The 13897-nt window shown below is 71.8% G+C and carries 13 protein-coding genes; 7 read left to right on the top strand and 6 right to left on the bottom strand.

Annotated elements, in window-relative coordinates; translation table 11 throughout:
* Positions 1–12: 12 nt before the first annotated feature.
* From BHS09_RS33415 to BHS09_RS33395, 6 genes are all read right to left on the bottom strand, one after another.
* Complete coding sequence (locus BHS09_RS33415; protein WP_140795423.1) at positions 13–447, bottom strand: ExbD/TolR family protein; 435 nt, start codon at positions 445–447, stop codon at positions 13–15.
* A gap of 3 nt (positions 448–450) precedes the next feature.
* Positions 451–1173: a MotA/TolQ/ExbB proton channel family protein gene (locus BHS09_RS33410; protein ID WP_140795422.1), complete on the bottom strand. Its 723-nt coding sequence runs from the start codon at positions 1171–1173 to the stop codon at positions 451–453.
* Positions 1174–1339: 166 nt separating this feature from the next.
* The gene (locus BHS09_RS33405) at positions 1340–2338 is read right to left on the bottom strand and encodes an aldo/keto reductase family protein (RefSeq protein ID WP_140795421.1); all 999 of its coding nucleotides are present in this window, start codon (positions 2336–2338) and stop codon (positions 1340–1342) included.
* 13 nt (positions 2339–2351) lie between these two features.
* Complete coding sequence (locus BHS09_RS33400) at positions 2352–2834, bottom strand: DoxX family protein (RefSeq protein WP_140800054.1); 483 nt, start codon at positions 2832–2834, stop codon at positions 2352–2354.
* A 154-nt stretch (positions 2835–2988) separates the two neighbouring features.
* Positions 2989–3111, bottom strand: a complete 123-nt coding sequence (locus BHS09_RS40000; protein ID WP_257792127.1) for a hypothetical protein — start codon at positions 3109–3111, stop codon at positions 2989–2991.
* An 80-nt stretch (positions 3112–3191) separates the two neighbouring features.
* Positions 3192–4103 (bottom strand): helix-turn-helix domain-containing protein, encoded by a 912-nt coding sequence (locus tag BHS09_RS33395; protein WP_140800053.1) that lies wholly within the window; start codon positions 4101–4103, stop codon positions 3192–3194.
* 208 nt (positions 4104–4311) lie between these two features.
* On the opposite strand from BHS09_RS33395, the gene BHS09_RS33390 reads away from it, so the two are divergent.
* Genes BHS09_RS33390 through BHS09_RS33360 form a run of 7 tightly spaced genes read left to right on the top strand, consistent with a single transcriptional unit; the run spans position 4312 to position 13806 of the window.
* On the top strand, positions 4312–5850 hold the full coding sequence (locus BHS09_RS33390; protein ID WP_237079979.1) for a hypothetical protein: 1539 nt from the start codon (positions 4312–4314) through the stop codon (positions 5848–5850).
* Between the two features lies 1 nt (position 5851).
* Complete coding sequence (locus tag BHS09_RS33385; protein WP_174260607.1) at positions 5852–6850, top strand: AAA family ATPase; 999 nt, start codon at positions 5852–5854, stop codon at positions 6848–6850.
* Positions 6843–8597, top strand: a complete 1755-nt coding sequence (locus BHS09_RS33380) for a hypothetical protein (RefSeq protein ID WP_140800051.1) — start codon at positions 6843–6845, stop codon at positions 8595–8597. Before BHS09_RS33385 ends, BHS09_RS33380 begins: the two co-directional genes overlap by 8 nt.
* Positions 8594–9580 (top strand): ABC transporter ATP-binding protein, encoded by a 987-nt coding sequence (locus BHS09_RS33375; RefSeq protein ID WP_140800050.1) that lies wholly within the window; start codon positions 8594–8596, stop codon positions 9578–9580. Before BHS09_RS33380 ends, BHS09_RS33375 begins: the two co-directional genes overlap by 4 nt.
* On the top strand, positions 9577–11106 hold the full coding sequence (locus BHS09_RS33370) for an ABC transporter permease (protein WP_140800049.1): 1530 nt from the start codon (positions 9577–9579) through the stop codon (positions 11104–11106). Before BHS09_RS33375 ends, BHS09_RS33370 begins: the two co-directional genes overlap by 4 nt.
* Positions 11107–11114: 8 nt before the next feature.
* The gene (locus BHS09_RS33365) at positions 11115–11963 is read left to right on the top strand and encodes a DUF58 domain-containing protein (RefSeq protein WP_174259371.1); all 849 of its coding nucleotides are present in this window, start codon (positions 11115–11117) and stop codon (positions 11961–11963) included.
* A gap of 58 nt (positions 11964–12021) precedes the next feature.
* Positions 12022–13806: a BatA domain-containing protein gene (locus tag BHS09_RS33360; RefSeq protein ID WP_140800047.1), complete on the top strand. Its 1785-nt coding sequence runs from the start codon at positions 12022–12024 to the stop codon at positions 13804–13806.
* The last annotated feature ends 91 nt before the right edge of the window (positions 13807–13897 follow it).

Genomic DNA, 13897 nt, shown 5'->3' with positions numbered 1-13897 from the left:
TGACGCCTTGCCTCAGGGGGTCGCGGGCGCGGCCGCGGGGGCCACGTCCTTCTCGATGTTGAGCGCGAACTTGGCGATGCCCTGGCCCTTCACCACGTCGATGAGCCGCATGACGCGTCCGTAGGGCAGCGACTGGTCGGCGCTGATGATGGCGCGCGTCTCCTTGTCCTTGGCCACCGCTTCCTGAACGCGCTTCTCCAGGTCCTTCTCGGTCATCTCGGTGCCGTCGAAGAAGAGCTTGCCCTCCTTGTCCAGCACCACGTTGACCAGGCCCTGCACCGTCTCACCGCCGTTGGCGGCGCGGGGCAGGTCCACCTCCACCGTCTCACGGACGATGAAGTTGGCCGTCACCATGAAGATGATGAGCAGCACCAGCACCACGTCCACCAGCGGGGTGACGTTGATGCCGGTGATTTCGTCGTCGTTGTCCTGCGCGCCGCCCGCCATGGCCTAGCGGGCCTCCGCGGCGCGAGCCGCAGTGGCCGTGCTGGACGCGGGGCGCTGGGCGCGCATGCTGCCCACCAGGGCGTAGCCCAGGGCATTGGCGCGGCTGGTGAGCGTCTTGAGCTGGCGGTTGAAGACGTTGAAGGCCACCACCGCCGGAATCGCGACCGCCAGACCCACGGCCGTGGCGACGAGCGCTTCGGAGATGCCGGCCATGACGGTCTGCTGCATGGCCCCGCCGCCGCCCTGGGCGTTCATCTTCCCCAGGTCATTGAAGGCCTTGATGATGCCCAGCACCGTGCCGAACAGACCGATGAACGGCGCGTTGTTGCCCAGCGTGCCCAGGTACGACAGGAAGCGCTCGTACTGGGGACGCTCACGCGACAGGGTGGAGGCAATCACCTGCTCCACCGTGTCCGCGCCCTGGTCGGCGGAGGCCAGGGCCTCGCGGATGATGGCGGCCTCCATGCCCGTCTTGCCTTCAATGGCCTTGCGGGCCACGTCGTACTCGCCGCGGGCCAGCCGCACCGCCAGGGCCTCCGAGTCCGGCAGCCGGTGGCGGGCGAAGTACACCGTGCGCTCCAGCATGATGGCGATGGAGAGCACCGAGAGGATGACGAGCACCCAGAGCACCCACTCGGCGGAGGTGAGCGTCACGCCGAGCAGTTTGCTGCTGAGCCAGCCAAGCTCGGTGTGATTCGTCTGGGCCAGGGAGAGGAAGGGCGTCATGAAGGGAAGCCTGGGTAAAGGTGGGCCACGGGGTACTCGCAACCCGGTTGCCAACTTGCGGGCCCATGTCTTGTTCCCTTGGCGCGGAAAGTCAAATGGAACGGCTCGGGTTGGGTGCCGCCCTCCCGGAAGCGGACGCTCAGGCGCCCGCCCGGGTGGGGCGGGCTCAGGGGCGCTGGGCGGGGACGTCGGTCAGGGCTGGATTTCGCTCGATGGCGGGGCCCAGCACCGCGTCAATCCGGCGCAGCAGCTCCGGCTCCAGCTTCACGCCCGCGGCCTTCACGTTGTCATGCACCTGCTCCGGCCGGGAGGCGCCGACGATGGCGGAGGAGACGCTGGGATTCTGGAGCACCCAGGCCACGGCGAGCTGGGCCATGGAGAGGCCGGCATCCTTCGCCAGCGGGACGAGCTGCTGCACGCGGGTGAGCACGTCATCCGTCATGAAGCGGGTGATGCCGTAGCGCACAGCGTTGGCCTCCGTGGCGCGGCTACCCACGGGGGGCGCCTGGCCGGGCAGGTACTTGCCGGTGAGGACGCCCTGGGCGATGGGGGACCAGACAATCTGCCCCAGGCCTGCTTCGTCGGAGGCCGGGATGACCTGGGGCTCGATGACGCGGTAGAGCATGGAGTACTGCGGCTGGTTGGAGATGAAGGGCACGCGCAGCTCGCGGGCCAGCGCGGCGCCCTGGCGAATCTGGTCGGCCGTCCATTCGGAGACGCCGATGTACAGCGCCTTGCCCTGGCGGACGATGTCGGCGAACGCGAGCATCGTCTCCTCCAGCGGCGTCTCCACGTCGAAGCGGTGGGCCTGGTACAGGTCCACGTAGTCCGTCTGCAGCCGGCGCAGTGAGCCGTCGATGCTCTCCAGGATGTGCTTGCGCGACAGGCCGCGGTCATTCTTTCCAGGGCCGGTGGGCCAGTACACCTTGGTGAAGAGCTCGTAGCCGGCGCGGCGCTGACCCTTCAGGGCACGGCCGAGCACCTCCTCGGCGCGGGTCGCCGCGTACACGTCCGCGGTGTCGAAGGTGGTGATGCCCACGTCCAGCGCCGCGCGCACGCAGGCGAACGCGGCCTCCTCCTCCACCTGGGAGCCGTGGGTGATCCAGTTGCCGTAGGAAATCTCACTGACGACGAGGCCGCTGCGGCCGAGCTTGCGGAAGTGCATGGTGCGCGCGAGCCTAACCGTGGGCGGCCAGGCGTGCACGGCCGCTGACGGGCCACCAGCCGCCAGCCCATGCCACCCAGGCGACGTAGACGAGCTGGAAGGGGATGCGCAGCCAGAAGTACCAGTCCGGGAAGGGCAGCACATGGGCGGCGGTGTTGGCCTGGGCCTCGTGGATGTTGGCGGGGAGGATGGCCAGCAGCAGCGCGATGAGCCCCAGCGCCGCGAGTCGACGGGTGCGTGGCAGCAGCAGCCCCAGCCCGCCCGCGACCTCCGCGGCTCCGGAGAGGTAGACCAAGAAGGCGGGTGACGGCAGTCGCGGCGGAATCATGGCCGCGTAGCGCGCGGGCATGACGAAGTGCATGACGCCCGCGCCCACGAAGAAGAGCCCCGCGGCGACCGCGGCGCGCGCCGTGGGGGTGGACAGCGCGGGGATGCGCCGCAGCGGCGGCAGGTGCAGCAGCAGGAAGAAGGACAGCAGGAGAATGGCGAAGGACATGGGGTGTGCTCCTGAAGAGAGGCACGGGAGGGTGTGGCCTGCCGTGCCGTTGACTTCAGGATGGGGCCCCGGTGCTGGCGTTCGCTTGAACGAACTGGCTGCGATCCGAGAGGCGGGGGCGGCGCGCGTCGTGCTGCCGCCCCCGGCCTTGCCGCTACCGCTTGTCGCGCTGGTTGACGGCTTCCATCACCTTGACGATGACCTTGACGGTGGCCCGGACCACGGCCCTGACGATGGGCCACCAGACCTTGTTCCGGGCCGCGACGCCATCCAGCATGCGGGCCTGGCGGGACGAGTGACGGGCCGCGCTACAGCGTCGCGGAAGCCGTAGCGCCTGCCGCCACAGGTGCGGGGTACTCAGCGGGCCGCGGCGTCGCGGCCCTGCGCCTGGACGCGCGGTCCACGGCGCTGAAGTGATGACGGCGTGGTGCCGAACATCCGCCGGAAGGTGCGCGTCAGGTGCGCCGCATCCGAGAAGCCGGCCGCGTGGGCGGCTTCACCCAAGGTGCGGCCCGCGGCGATGGCGCCCGCGGCCCGCTGGAGCCGGAGCCACAGGAGGTAGGGCCGCAGCGGCACACCGACGGATTCGGTGAACGTGTGCATCAACCTTCCGGGCGAGAGGCCCGCGACCTGGGCCAGGGCTTCGAGCGAGGTGTCTTCCGGCGCGGCCTCCGCGCGCAGGTGGCGCAGCAGCTTGCGCACGCGCGGGTGGAGGTGGCGGGGGGCTTCGGGCGTCCCGGAGAGGGCGGCCAGCGTGGACTCCATCCATCCGCCGACCGCTTCGTGCGCCAGCGCTCCCGCCGTGGGCAGCCCGCCGAGGAGGGCATCGCGCTGCGTCGTGTCGAACAGGCGTATCGGACCGTCGAGCGCGGCCTGGAGTCGCGCGCCGTCGTCGCTCTCGGGTTCGACGAAGAGGAGGATGACCTCGCTGTCTCGTGCGTCGAGCGCGTGGAGAATGTCCGGGCCCACGAGCACTCCGGCTGCCTGCTCGGTGGTCTTCATGCCTTGCGCGCGGACGCACAGGGCGCCTTGCCGGCACAGCACCAGGTGCATGGCGTGGTGGGCGTGCTTTGTCGTTGCGTCGCCGGGGCCCCACATCGCCAGCGCGGTGGGCCACACCACCAGTGGCATGTCCGGCCACGGCGCCTGGGGCGCCAGTTCTGGAGGGCGGGCGAGGAGCATCCGGAAGAGGGGTTGTAGCAGCAGTCCGGTGGGCTTGATGGCACTGGGGGACAGTGCGTGGGCCGTCTTTGCCGCGCGGGGCGGCACCTGGGGCAGTCTCGCGTGCAGGCGCGGCCATGGGCACTTCCTCCGCGGGGATGCTGCGTCGGTGTCCGCGAGGCTCGGGCGGTCCGTGCCAGGCGGCGGAAGGGGGCGTCAATGCACGGCGGGATGCGACCGCTCACACCCGGACCGCGACGGCTGGGCGTCGCGTCGCTTGTGGGGAGTGGGCCGAGTAGTCGACACTCGCCGCTTCATGGCTGCCAGTGAAGAACGCCGCTTCCAGGCCCTGGTGCTCGCGCCCATCCGGCGCGTGCAGCGGCGCCTCAACGCGGTGGCATGGGCGGAGGCCGGCATCGTCCCGATGTGGGCCACCGCCACGGCCTGCGTGCTGGCCCGGTTCCTTCTGCGCGGCGCCTTCGTGTGGGCCCTGCCTCCGCTTCTGGCGTTGGGGCTGGGCGCGTGGTTCTGGCGTGCGCGTTCCCGGCGGGTGTCGTTGGAGCAGGCGGCGGTGCTCGCGGACCGGTCGGCGAACGCGGGCGGGCTGCTCCTCACCCGGCTGGAGCGCCCGGTGGGGGAGTGGGAGCTGGCCGTCAATCAGTTCGCGGGTGGGGTGAAGCCTCCCGACGTGAAGTGGCTGCGCCCGGCCGCGGCGCTCGCGGGCGCGGTGCTGTTCGCGGTGGCGGGCTTCCTGTTGCCCCTGTCCGCGCCACGAGGCCGCGCCGTGAATGCCGCCGCCGCGGCGAAGGTGGCCGCGGTCCAGGCGCAGGCGGAGGCGCTCGCCAAGGAAGAGGTGCTGGAGGCGGCCGTCGAGGACGAGCTGCGGCGCCTGGCCGAGGAAGTCGCCGAGGGCCGCTTCGACGCCGGAGACTGGGAGGCCGCCGACGCGCTGGAGAAGCGGTTGGCCGAGCAGGCCGCGGAGGCCGCCGCGCAGCTGGCCCAGGCCGCGGAGGCCGCGCGGGCGTTGGAGGATGCGCTGGGCGCCGCGGGAGGCGCCGAGGCCGCCACGCGTGAGCGCGAGGCATTGGAGCAGGCGCTGATGGCGCTGGAAGGCGGCGAAGAGGGCGGCTCGTCCGACGACGCGGAGGGAACGGAGGAGGGCGGGGCGCCGCGTGAATCCGAGAACGGCGAAGGGGCACAGGCGGATGCCACGCGCGCGTCCGGACAAGGAGCGCAGGGCGCCGAGGGACAGCAGGGCACGGAAGGTTCGCGGAGTGAGGCGCAGGCCGCTGCCCGCGCGCGGGCCTCCGGTTCACCGGACCAGATTGCCAGCCTGCGCGAGGCGCTGGAGCGCAGGCGTCAGTCGCTGGAGAACCGCTTCGATTCGAACAGCCGCAACGGTTCCGATTCGCAGGCCCGTCGCCAGGGTTCTCGCGGCCAGAACTCGGGGCAAGGGCAAGGGCAGGGGCAGTCGGGGCGCGGCGGCGAGGGCGAAGGGCAATCCAACTCCGGCCAGCAGGGGCATGCGAGCCGGGGCGTGCGGAACGGCGCGGGCGTGTCACGCGGCGGCGGAAGCCAACCGCTCGTCTTTGGTGACGAGGCGGAGATGGACCCGGAGCGGCTCGCCTTCGAGCCGTTGCCTCCCGGACATGGGGGCGACGAGGGCGAGGAGCTCTGGGGCCTCCGGGCCGCGGACCCGAGGCGTCGCGCGGGGCCGGCGGGGCCGGGCGGAGCGCAGGGCACCCAGGCGCGGGGCGATGCGACGGCGGGGCCCGGTGCGGCGCCGCTGCTTCCCCGCAACCGGGACATGGTGAGGCGGTACTTTGGTGGCGAGTCGTCTGGAAGGGGGCAATGACGTGGCAGCGGAGCTTCTCAGTCCCGCCGAGGCACAGGGAGCGGCGGAGGTGGCGGCCCGGCTCAAGGACGGGCTGAACACCGTCATGCTGGACCAGGAATCCGTCGTCGAGCAGGTGGTGGTGGCGGTGCTCGCGCGCGGGCACGTCCTGCTGGAGGGCCTGCCTGGCTTGGGCAAGACGGAGCTGTGCAAGGCGCTGGCGCGGCTGCTGTCGCTGCCCTTCCGCCGCATCCAGTTCACCCCCGACCTGCTGCCCGGCGACATCACCGGCACCTACGTGCTGGAAGGTGACGGCCGCCGCGACTTCGTCTTCCGCGAAGGCCCGCTCTTCGCCAGCCTGGTGCTGGCGGACGAAATCAACCGCTCCAGCCCGAAGACGCAGTCCGCGCTGCTGGAGGCCATGCAGGAGCGCAGCGTCACCGTGCTGGGGCAGACGCGTCCGTTGCCGGACCCCTTCTTTGTGCTCGCCACGCAGAACCCCATCGAGCTGGAGGGCACCTATCCGTTGCCCGAGGCGCAGCTCGACCGGTTCCTCTTCCGCATCCAGGTGCCCCCCGTAGGCGCGAAGACGCTGCGCGCGCTGCTCACCACGCGCGTGCGTGGCGCGCCGCCGGAGCTGTCGCCGGTGCTGGACGCGGAGGGCCTGGGCCGCCTCTTCGCCGCCGCGGACCGCGTGCACCTGCCGGGCCCCGTGGCGGACTTCATCGGCCGGTTGGTGGAGGCCTCAGACCCACGCCAACCGTCGGCGCCCGACGCCGTGCGCCGCTTCGTCCGCTATGGCGCCAGTCCTCGCGCGGCGCTCGCGCTCGCTGCCGCCGGGCGCGCGCTGGCGCTGCTGCGAGGCAGGCCCAACGTGGGCTTCGATGACGTGGTGGCCGCCGCGCCTTCCGCCCTCAATCACCGGTTGGTGCTCGCCTACGAGGCCTCGCTGGAGAAGGTCAGCGCGGCGGACGTGGTGCGCGCGCTGCTCCAGGCCATCCCCGAGGTGCCGCGTGCGTAGCGCGGTACTGACGGCGAGTGTCCTGCTCTGCGTCCTGGGAGGCTCACGGGCCTTCGCCACATCGTTCGTGGGAGAGGCTGCGCCCACGGGCTACGGGTATCGCGATGCTTCCGGAACCATTGATACGCGGAACCACGGCCCCCTGAGCGTCTCCATCCGGACCAGCGCGCTGAAGCCGGAGCGCGGCTACACCCCGATCGATGTCGTGCTCCACAACACGGGGCTCGTGCCCCTCCAGGTCCGTCTGACCTTCCAGGGACATTCGAACTCGGGGCAGCGAACCTCCGAGCGCACCGTGGAGGTGCCGCCGCAGCGGCGGCTCGTCACCTGGCTGCCGGTGCCAGCGACAGCTCAGGCGGGGAGCATCCTGGTGGAGTCGCCCGGCCTGTCTCCGCTGACGCTCCCCGCCCACACCCCCATCTATGTGGAGCGTTCCACGGGAGGGACGGTGTTGGTGCTGGGGACGCTCAAGGCCTTCGACGACACGTCGGGGGTGCCTCGGGTGGAGGCGACCGGCAGCCCGCTGTTCTCCGTGCGCACCGTTGACCCGCGCGATGCGCCCAGGGAGCTGTCCTCCTACGTGGGCTACTCCGTGGTGATGGTGCCGGGAGACCTGGCTTCCGTGCCCGCGGATGTCTGGGCCGTGCTGGAGTCCTACGTCCTCTCGGGCGGACGGCTCGTCCTGCCGCAGGTGTCGAGCAGCCTGACGGAGCATCTGCCGCTGTTCACCGCGGAAGGCTCCAGGGATGCCGTGCCGTATGGCTTTGGGCGGGTGCGGCTGTGTGGCGCCGCGCTCGAATGCGGACAGGTCTTGAACGCGATGCTGGGGGAGGTCATCCCAGGGGTTGTGAATCCCGCGGGGGCCGCGCCTCGGTGGGAGCGAAGCAACCTGCTCGCCGGGGGCATCACGCCGCTGCTGGACCATGCCAACACGCCCGTGGGGCGGTTCCTGCTGCTCATCTTCGCCTTCGTGCTGGCGGTGGGGCCGGGCGGGCTGATGCTGGCGCGGCGCCGAGGGCCGGTGGCGGTGCTCGTGGCGGTGCCCCTGGTGTCGGTCCTCACCTGTGTGGCGCTCGTGACCTGGTCGGTGCTCGTGGATGGTTTCGCCGTGCACTCCGCGCGCTACAGCCTCACGTGGCTGGACGCGGAGCGCTCGCGCGTGGTGACGCTCGGCGTCTCCGCCTGGTACGCCAACGTGTCTTCGGGGCCGGTGCGCTTCCCGGCGACGAGCGCGCTGCTGGCACCGGACAACACCGACGAGATGCTGGCGGACCTGGACTGGACGAATGGCCTGACGGTGACGCATGGCTTCCTGCCGCCACGGACCTACCGTGAGTGGGGCGAGGTGGCCGTGCTGCCTTCTCGCGCGCGGCTCGTAGTCCGGCGGGAGGGCGGCACCGTCCGCGTCCAGAACGCGCTGGGGGCGCGGCTGGAGCAGGGCTACGTTCGGGTGGGGAACCAAAGCTACGCGTTGCCCGCGCTGGAGGATGGCGCGGAAGGGACGCTGGGCGAGCCGCTGCCCGCCAGCGCGACGCCGGTGAGCCAGTTGGTGTCCAGCGTGGGCGGGCAGTCGTTCGCCGAGGGACGTCTGTCAGGGGGCGAGGAGAACTTCCGCGCTCCGCTTCCGGAGGGTGGCTTCATCGCGCGCCTGGGAGGCTTGGGGCCGGCGCCCTCGTCCGCCGTTGACGTGCAGTTGGAGGCCGGCATCCACCTGGTGCGAGGCCAGTCGGAAGGGGGGCGGCCATGAGCCTGCTGGAGGTGAAGGGACTGCGGCGCGACTACGGGCCGCTGCGCGCGGTGGATGACGTGTCGTTCTCCCTGGAGGCCGGCAGCATCCTGGGCTTCATCGGGCCCAACGGCGCGGGCAAGAGCACCACGCTGCGCATCCTGGCCACGCTGGATGTGCCCACGTCGGGCGAGGTGCTGCTGGACGGACACTCGCTGGTGGATGCGCCGGACCGGGCGCGTCCGCTCATCGGCTACATGCCGGACCGGTACGGTACCTATGACGACGTCACCGTCTTCGAGTTCCTGGACTTCTTCGCGCGCGCCTATGGACTGAAGGGCGCGGCGCGCCGGCAGCGGGTGGAGTCGGTGATGGGGTTCACCGGACTCACGCCCCTGGCGGACCGGCTCACCACCGCGTTGTCCAAGGGCATGCGGCAGCGCGTGGCGCTGGGGCGCACGCTGCTGCACGACCCGTCGCTGCTGCTGCTGGACGAGCCCGCGGACGGGTTGGACCCGCGCGCCCGCATCGAGCTGCGCGAGCTGTTGCGCGCCCTGGCGGACCAGGGCAAGGCGGTCATCATCTCCAGCCACATCCTCACGGAGCTGGCGGAGATCTGCGACACCTGCGCCATCATCGAGCAGGGGCGTCTACTGGCCACCGGGAAGGTGGCGGACCTGCTCCAGCAGCAGGAGGTGGGCGCGGCGGTGACGCCCGAGCTGACGGTGCGGCTGGCCGTGGGCGACGCGGGCAACGCCGTCTGGGAGCGCGCGGAGCGGTTGCTCCTGGAGCAGCCGCGCGTGAAGCGCGTGGCGCGGGAGGGCGAGGCGCTGCGCGTGCGTCTGGAGCTGGATGCGGGCGCGGGCCCCGCGCAGGTGGACGCGGCTGCGGCGGTGCTGCTGGCGGCGCTGGTGGCCGCGGGGCTTCCCGTGTGCGCCTTCAGCGCGCGGGAGCGGAACCTCGAGGATGCCTTCATGACGGTGACGAAGGGGAGGGTGGCGTGAGCGCGCCCGTGGATACGGCGATGAGCCCTCCGGCCCCGGAGCCGATGGCTTCGGGTGGTGGCCAGGTCGCGGGCGCGGAGCCCTGGTCGCAGCGGTGGGGGGACCGGCTCAACCCGCTGGTGGTGAAGGAGCTCCGCCAGGGACTGCGCACGCGCGTCTTCTGGGTGTGCTTCGGGTTGATGCTGCTGGCGTGCCTGGCGGTGGCGCTGGTGGCCTACGTGGACACGCGCGAGGGCGCCTACTCGCGGCGTGGCCAAGGCTACTTCTTCGCCTTCTTCGTCTGCCTGAGCGTCGCGCACTTCTTCGTCATCCCGTACAGCGCCTACCGCTCGTTGGCGCGTGAGCGCGAGGACGAGACGTGGGTGCTGCTGGTGCTCACCGGTCTGGGGCCGCGCCGCATCCTCCGGGGCAAGGTGGCGTCATTCCTGGTGCAGGCGGCCCTGTATGCCTCCGCGGCGGGGCCCTTCCTCCTCTTCAGCTACTTCCTCAATGGCATCGCGCTGCCCACGATTCTGGTGGTGCTGGCGCTGGGCGGCGCGTGGCTCGTATTCCTCACGGTGGCCAGCGTGTGCGCGGCGACGCTGGCCGACGGCCGCATGGGGCGTGCCTTCGTCCACTTCGGCCTGCTGGGCGCATTGGGCCTGGCGCTGGTGCAGGGCCTGGGCGCTGCCTTCGCGATATCGGAGATGGGGGACCGGTTCCTGAATGATGTGGACCTCCTCTATCTGGTGGGCATCACGCTGATGCTGATGCTCATGGACGGCTGGCTGCTCTTCGAGGCCGCCGCATCCCGGCTGTCCCTGCCCACGGAGGACTACACGCGGGGGCCGCGTCGCGCGGTGGGGGTGCAGGTGCTGGTGGGCATGCTCGTCGGCTGTGCCATCTGGTGGCTGACGGGGCGCAAGCACAGTGTGCCGGAGATGTTCGCGCTCCTGGGCGGCGTCCACCTGATGGGCGTGGGCATGTTCGTGGTCGCGGACGTGGATGGCCAGGCGCGCCCGCTGCGCGCGACCACCCGGCCCTGGTCCGTGCTGCGGCCCGGCGCGCTGCGGGGCTTCCGCTGGATGGTGTTCCTGCTGTGCGCCTGGGGCGTGCTGTTCTGGGGCTTGCAGGTGGGGTCCTCGAACCTGCCGCTGAAGGGCCTCTCCCTGCGGATGGCCACCCTGGCGTTGCCGGCGTACGGCGTGCTCTTCCTGTCGCTGGCGGTGTGGCTGGGGCGGAAGGTGCGCCCGGACCGGCTGGCCACGCCCGTGGCGGTGCGGTTGATGTTCGTGGCTTCCGTGGCGCTGGCCTCGGCGCTGCCTCCGTTGGTGGCGGTGTTGATGGGATTCGATGGGGATGACCCCGTCCTCAATCTCTTCAACCCCGTGGTGGGCATCGCGAACTTCGCCACGTACGACTACGGGGCGTCCGGGTCGAAGATGTCCTGGGACTTGCTGGGAGCGGTCGTGGGCGTGGCGCTGGTGGCGGCCTTCGGGACGGACCGGATGCTCGTGGAGCGTGAGCGGCGGGCCCACAGGTCGTGAGTGAGCGGATGGACGCATCCGCTGTCGCGCGGCTGGTTCCGGGGTTGGCCCTGGCGCTGCCCAGGGGGCCCCACCGGGGGCTCGTGGGGGAGGTCCGTGCCACGTCCGCGGGCAGCGCGCTGGAGCTGCATGACTTCCGTGCGTACCAGCCTGGAGATGACCTGCGGCAGGTGGACTGGAACGCGGTGGCGCGCACGGGAGAACTCGTGCTGCGCATCCGCCAGGACGAGGTGTCTCCGCGCGTGGAGGTGGTGCTGGATGGTTCGCGCTCCATGGCGCTGTCTCCGCGCAAGGCCGCGTGCGCGCGGGAGGTGGCGCTGCTGACGGTGGAGGTGGCGGCGCGGCAGGGACTGACGCCCACGTTGCTGGTGGCAGGTTCCCGGCCGGAGCGTGCTCAGGGACAGGCGTGCCGGGCGGCCTTGGACGTGGCGGACTTCGACGCGCGGGACGGACTGCCGGAGTCGCTGGGGCGCCTGCCGCCGCTGCGGCCGTGTGGGCTGCGCGTGGTGGTGAGTGACTTCCTCTTCGAAGCGGACCTGCCGGCGCTCTGTGCGCGGTTGGCCCGGGGCGCGTCTGGTCTCTTCCTAGCGCAGGTGCTGGATGCCGAGGACCTGGACCCCGCGGGTGGAGATGGAGCCCGGCTGGTGGATTCGGAGAGCGGCGCGGCGCTGGAGGAGTTGCTGACGGATGAGGTGCTGGCCGCGTACACGCGCCGCTTCGCGGAGCACCAGCGCGGCTTGAGGGGCGCGGCCTTGCGTGCTCGTGGAGCGCTGCTCACCGCACGGGCTCAGGATGGGCTGGGTGCATTGGTCGCGGGACCGCTGCGGCCCTTGTTCCTCGCGGCGGGTGCGTCGTGAGGGGGCGCCGGGTGGACGACGTTGCCTCGTGCATGGAGCGCGCAGTGGGAGGTGACGCGTGAGCTTCGGCTTCCCGTGGGGGTTGTTGGCCCTGGGCGCGCTCGCCCCGCTGGTGGCGGCGTACTTCCTGCGGCGCCGGCAGAAGCCGGTGGTGGTGAGCGCGCTCTTCCTTTGGCGCAGGCCCAGTCCCCGTGCCGAGGCGGGGCCTCGCTGGGAGCGCTTCACGCGGGAGGCCTCACTGCTGCTGGAGGTGCTGGCGGTGGTGGCGGCCGCGCTCTTCCTGGCGGACGTTCGGTGGGGGGATGCGGCGCGGGTCCGGCACCTGGTGTTGGTGGTGGATGGGAGCCTGTCCATGTCAGCTCGTGGGCCGGACGGCGTGACGGTGCTGGAGCAGGTTCGGCGCGAGGCGGCGGCGCGTGTGGAGTCGGAGGAGGCCACGCAGGTGACGCTGCTGGCCAGTGGCGTCACGCCGCGCATGCTCGCGGGCCCGGAGGCGGAGCCTTCTCGGGCGTTGGCCGCGCTGGAGTCCTTCCAGGCGCAGGGCGCGGACCATGACCCGCTGCCCACGCTCATCTGGGCGCAGGAGCTGGCGGGGGCGGGACGGCGCGTGGCCTTCTTCACGGACGTTCCTCCGGTGAACGCGGCCCTGGTGCCCGAGTCCGTGCGGTGGACGGCGCTGGGGACCGCGCGAGGCAACGTGGCGCTGGTCTCCGCGCAGCGGCGCGATGACGGGCCCACGGCCATGGTGACGCTGAGGGTGGCGCGTTTCGGGGAGGCGCCGGAGGAGGTGGACGTTCGGGTCCGCGCGTTGCCAGGGGCCGGTGCGAAGGCCGGCACGGAGCGGTTGGAACGCGTGCAGCTTCCGGAGGAGGGCACCGCGACGGTCCGGCTGACGTTCCAGGAAGCGGGCGATGTCGAGGTGTCGCTTCCGGACGACGCGTTGCCCGAGGACGGCCAGGTGCGGCTGCCGCCCGCGCCCACGCGGCCCATCGCGGTGGCGTTGGCGCAGGGACTGGGGGCTCCCGAGCAGACCGCACTGGAGCGGTTCCTCGCGGTATCGCCGGAGGTGGCGCGCGGAGCGGAGGGCTCGGCGACGGACGTGGTGTTGGTGCTGGGGCCGCCGGGGACGGATGCACGGGTGACGGTGGGGGCGGGCGGCGCGCCGCGCACGTTCGTGGGGCCGTTCTTCTCCGAGAAGGGGCACCCGCTGCTGGATGACGTGCAGCTTTCGGGCGTGCGGTGGACGGCGGGGGACAATCCGCCTGGAAAGCCGCTGGTGAGCGCCGGGGACGCGGTGCTGGTGTCCGAGGAGGTGGACGGCCGGGTTCACGTCAACGTGGACCTGTCGCGTTCGAACGTGCAGCGCGTGTCCGCGTGGCCGGTGTTGCTGAGCAACCTGGTGCGCGAGGCCCGCCGCACGCGGGAGGGTTTTCCTCGGCGGCAGCTGATGCTGGGCGAGCCGCTGCCGGTGGTGACGCTCGCAGGGGCGCGTTACTCGCTCGTGGGGCCGGGGGGCCGCCGGCCGGTATTTGGCGCGGGCGAGGTGACGCTGTCTCCTCCCACCGGGCCTGGGACCTATTCGCTGGAGCGTGACGGCGACGTGGTGGACACGGCGCAGGTGTTGGCGCTGGACGCCCGGGAGTCGGACCTGCGTGAGCGCGGACGCGCGGAGGTGCCGGCACGTGAGGCAGGGGAAGACGACGCGGGAGGCAGCGCGCCGGGCCGGGCCCGATGGCCCCTGGTTCTTCTGCTCGCCGCGCTGGTGGCGGATTTCTACCTCACGCGGCGAGAGACGCCGGGCGCTTCCGGAGCGAGTGCACCAAGGACCGGGGGCGCTTCATGAGCGCGTCATCGGTGCGACGGGAGGATTCGATGAAGGCGCGTGATGTGAACGCGTGGTGGGTGATGGGACGCCCGGTGCCCGTGCCGATTGA

Origin of the sequence: Myxococcus xanthus, assembly GCF_006402735.1 — a bacterium.
GTDB lineage: Bacteria > Myxococcota > Myxococcia > Myxococcales > Myxococcaceae > Myxococcus > Myxococcus xanthus_A.
Note: the sequence above shows the minus strand (reverse complement) of the source record. Positions and strands in the feature narration are given on the sequence as shown.

What these genes read in the sequence shown, in the direction of transcription:
- BHS09_RS33415 (WP_140795423.1), bottom strand. Translation starts at nt 447, where the DNA reads ATGGCGGGCGGCGCGCAGGACAACGACGACGAAATCACCGGCATCAAC.
- BHS09_RS33410 (WP_140795422.1), bottom strand. Translation starts at nt 1,173, where the DNA reads ATGACGCCCTTCCTCTCCCTGGCCCAGACGAATCACACCGAGCTTGGC.
- BHS09_RS33405 (WP_140795421.1), bottom strand. Translation starts at nt 2,338, where the DNA reads ATGCACTTCCGCAAGCTCGGCCGCAGCGGCCTCGTCGTCAGTGAGATT.
- BHS09_RS33400 (WP_140800054.1), bottom strand. Translation starts at nt 2,834, where the DNA reads ATGTCCTTCGCCATTCTCCTGCTGTCCTTCTTCCTGCTGCTGCACCTG.
- BHS09_RS40000 (WP_257792127.1), bottom strand. Translation starts at nt 3,111, where the DNA reads ATGCTGGATGGCGTCGCGGCCCGGAACAAGGTCTGGTGGCCCATCGTC.
- BHS09_RS33390 (WP_237079979.1), top strand. Translation starts at nt 4,312, where the DNA reads ATGGCTGCCAGTGAAGAACGCCGCTTCCAGGCCCTGGTGCTCGCGCCC.
- BHS09_RS33375 (WP_140800050.1), top strand. Translation starts at nt 8,594, where the DNA reads ATGAGCCTGCTGGAGGTGAAGGGACTGCGGCGCGACTACGGGCCGCTG.
- BHS09_RS33365 (WP_174259371.1), top strand. Translation starts at nt 11,115, where the DNA reads ATGGACGCATCCGCTGTCGCGCGGCTGGTTCCGGGGTTGGCCCTGGCG.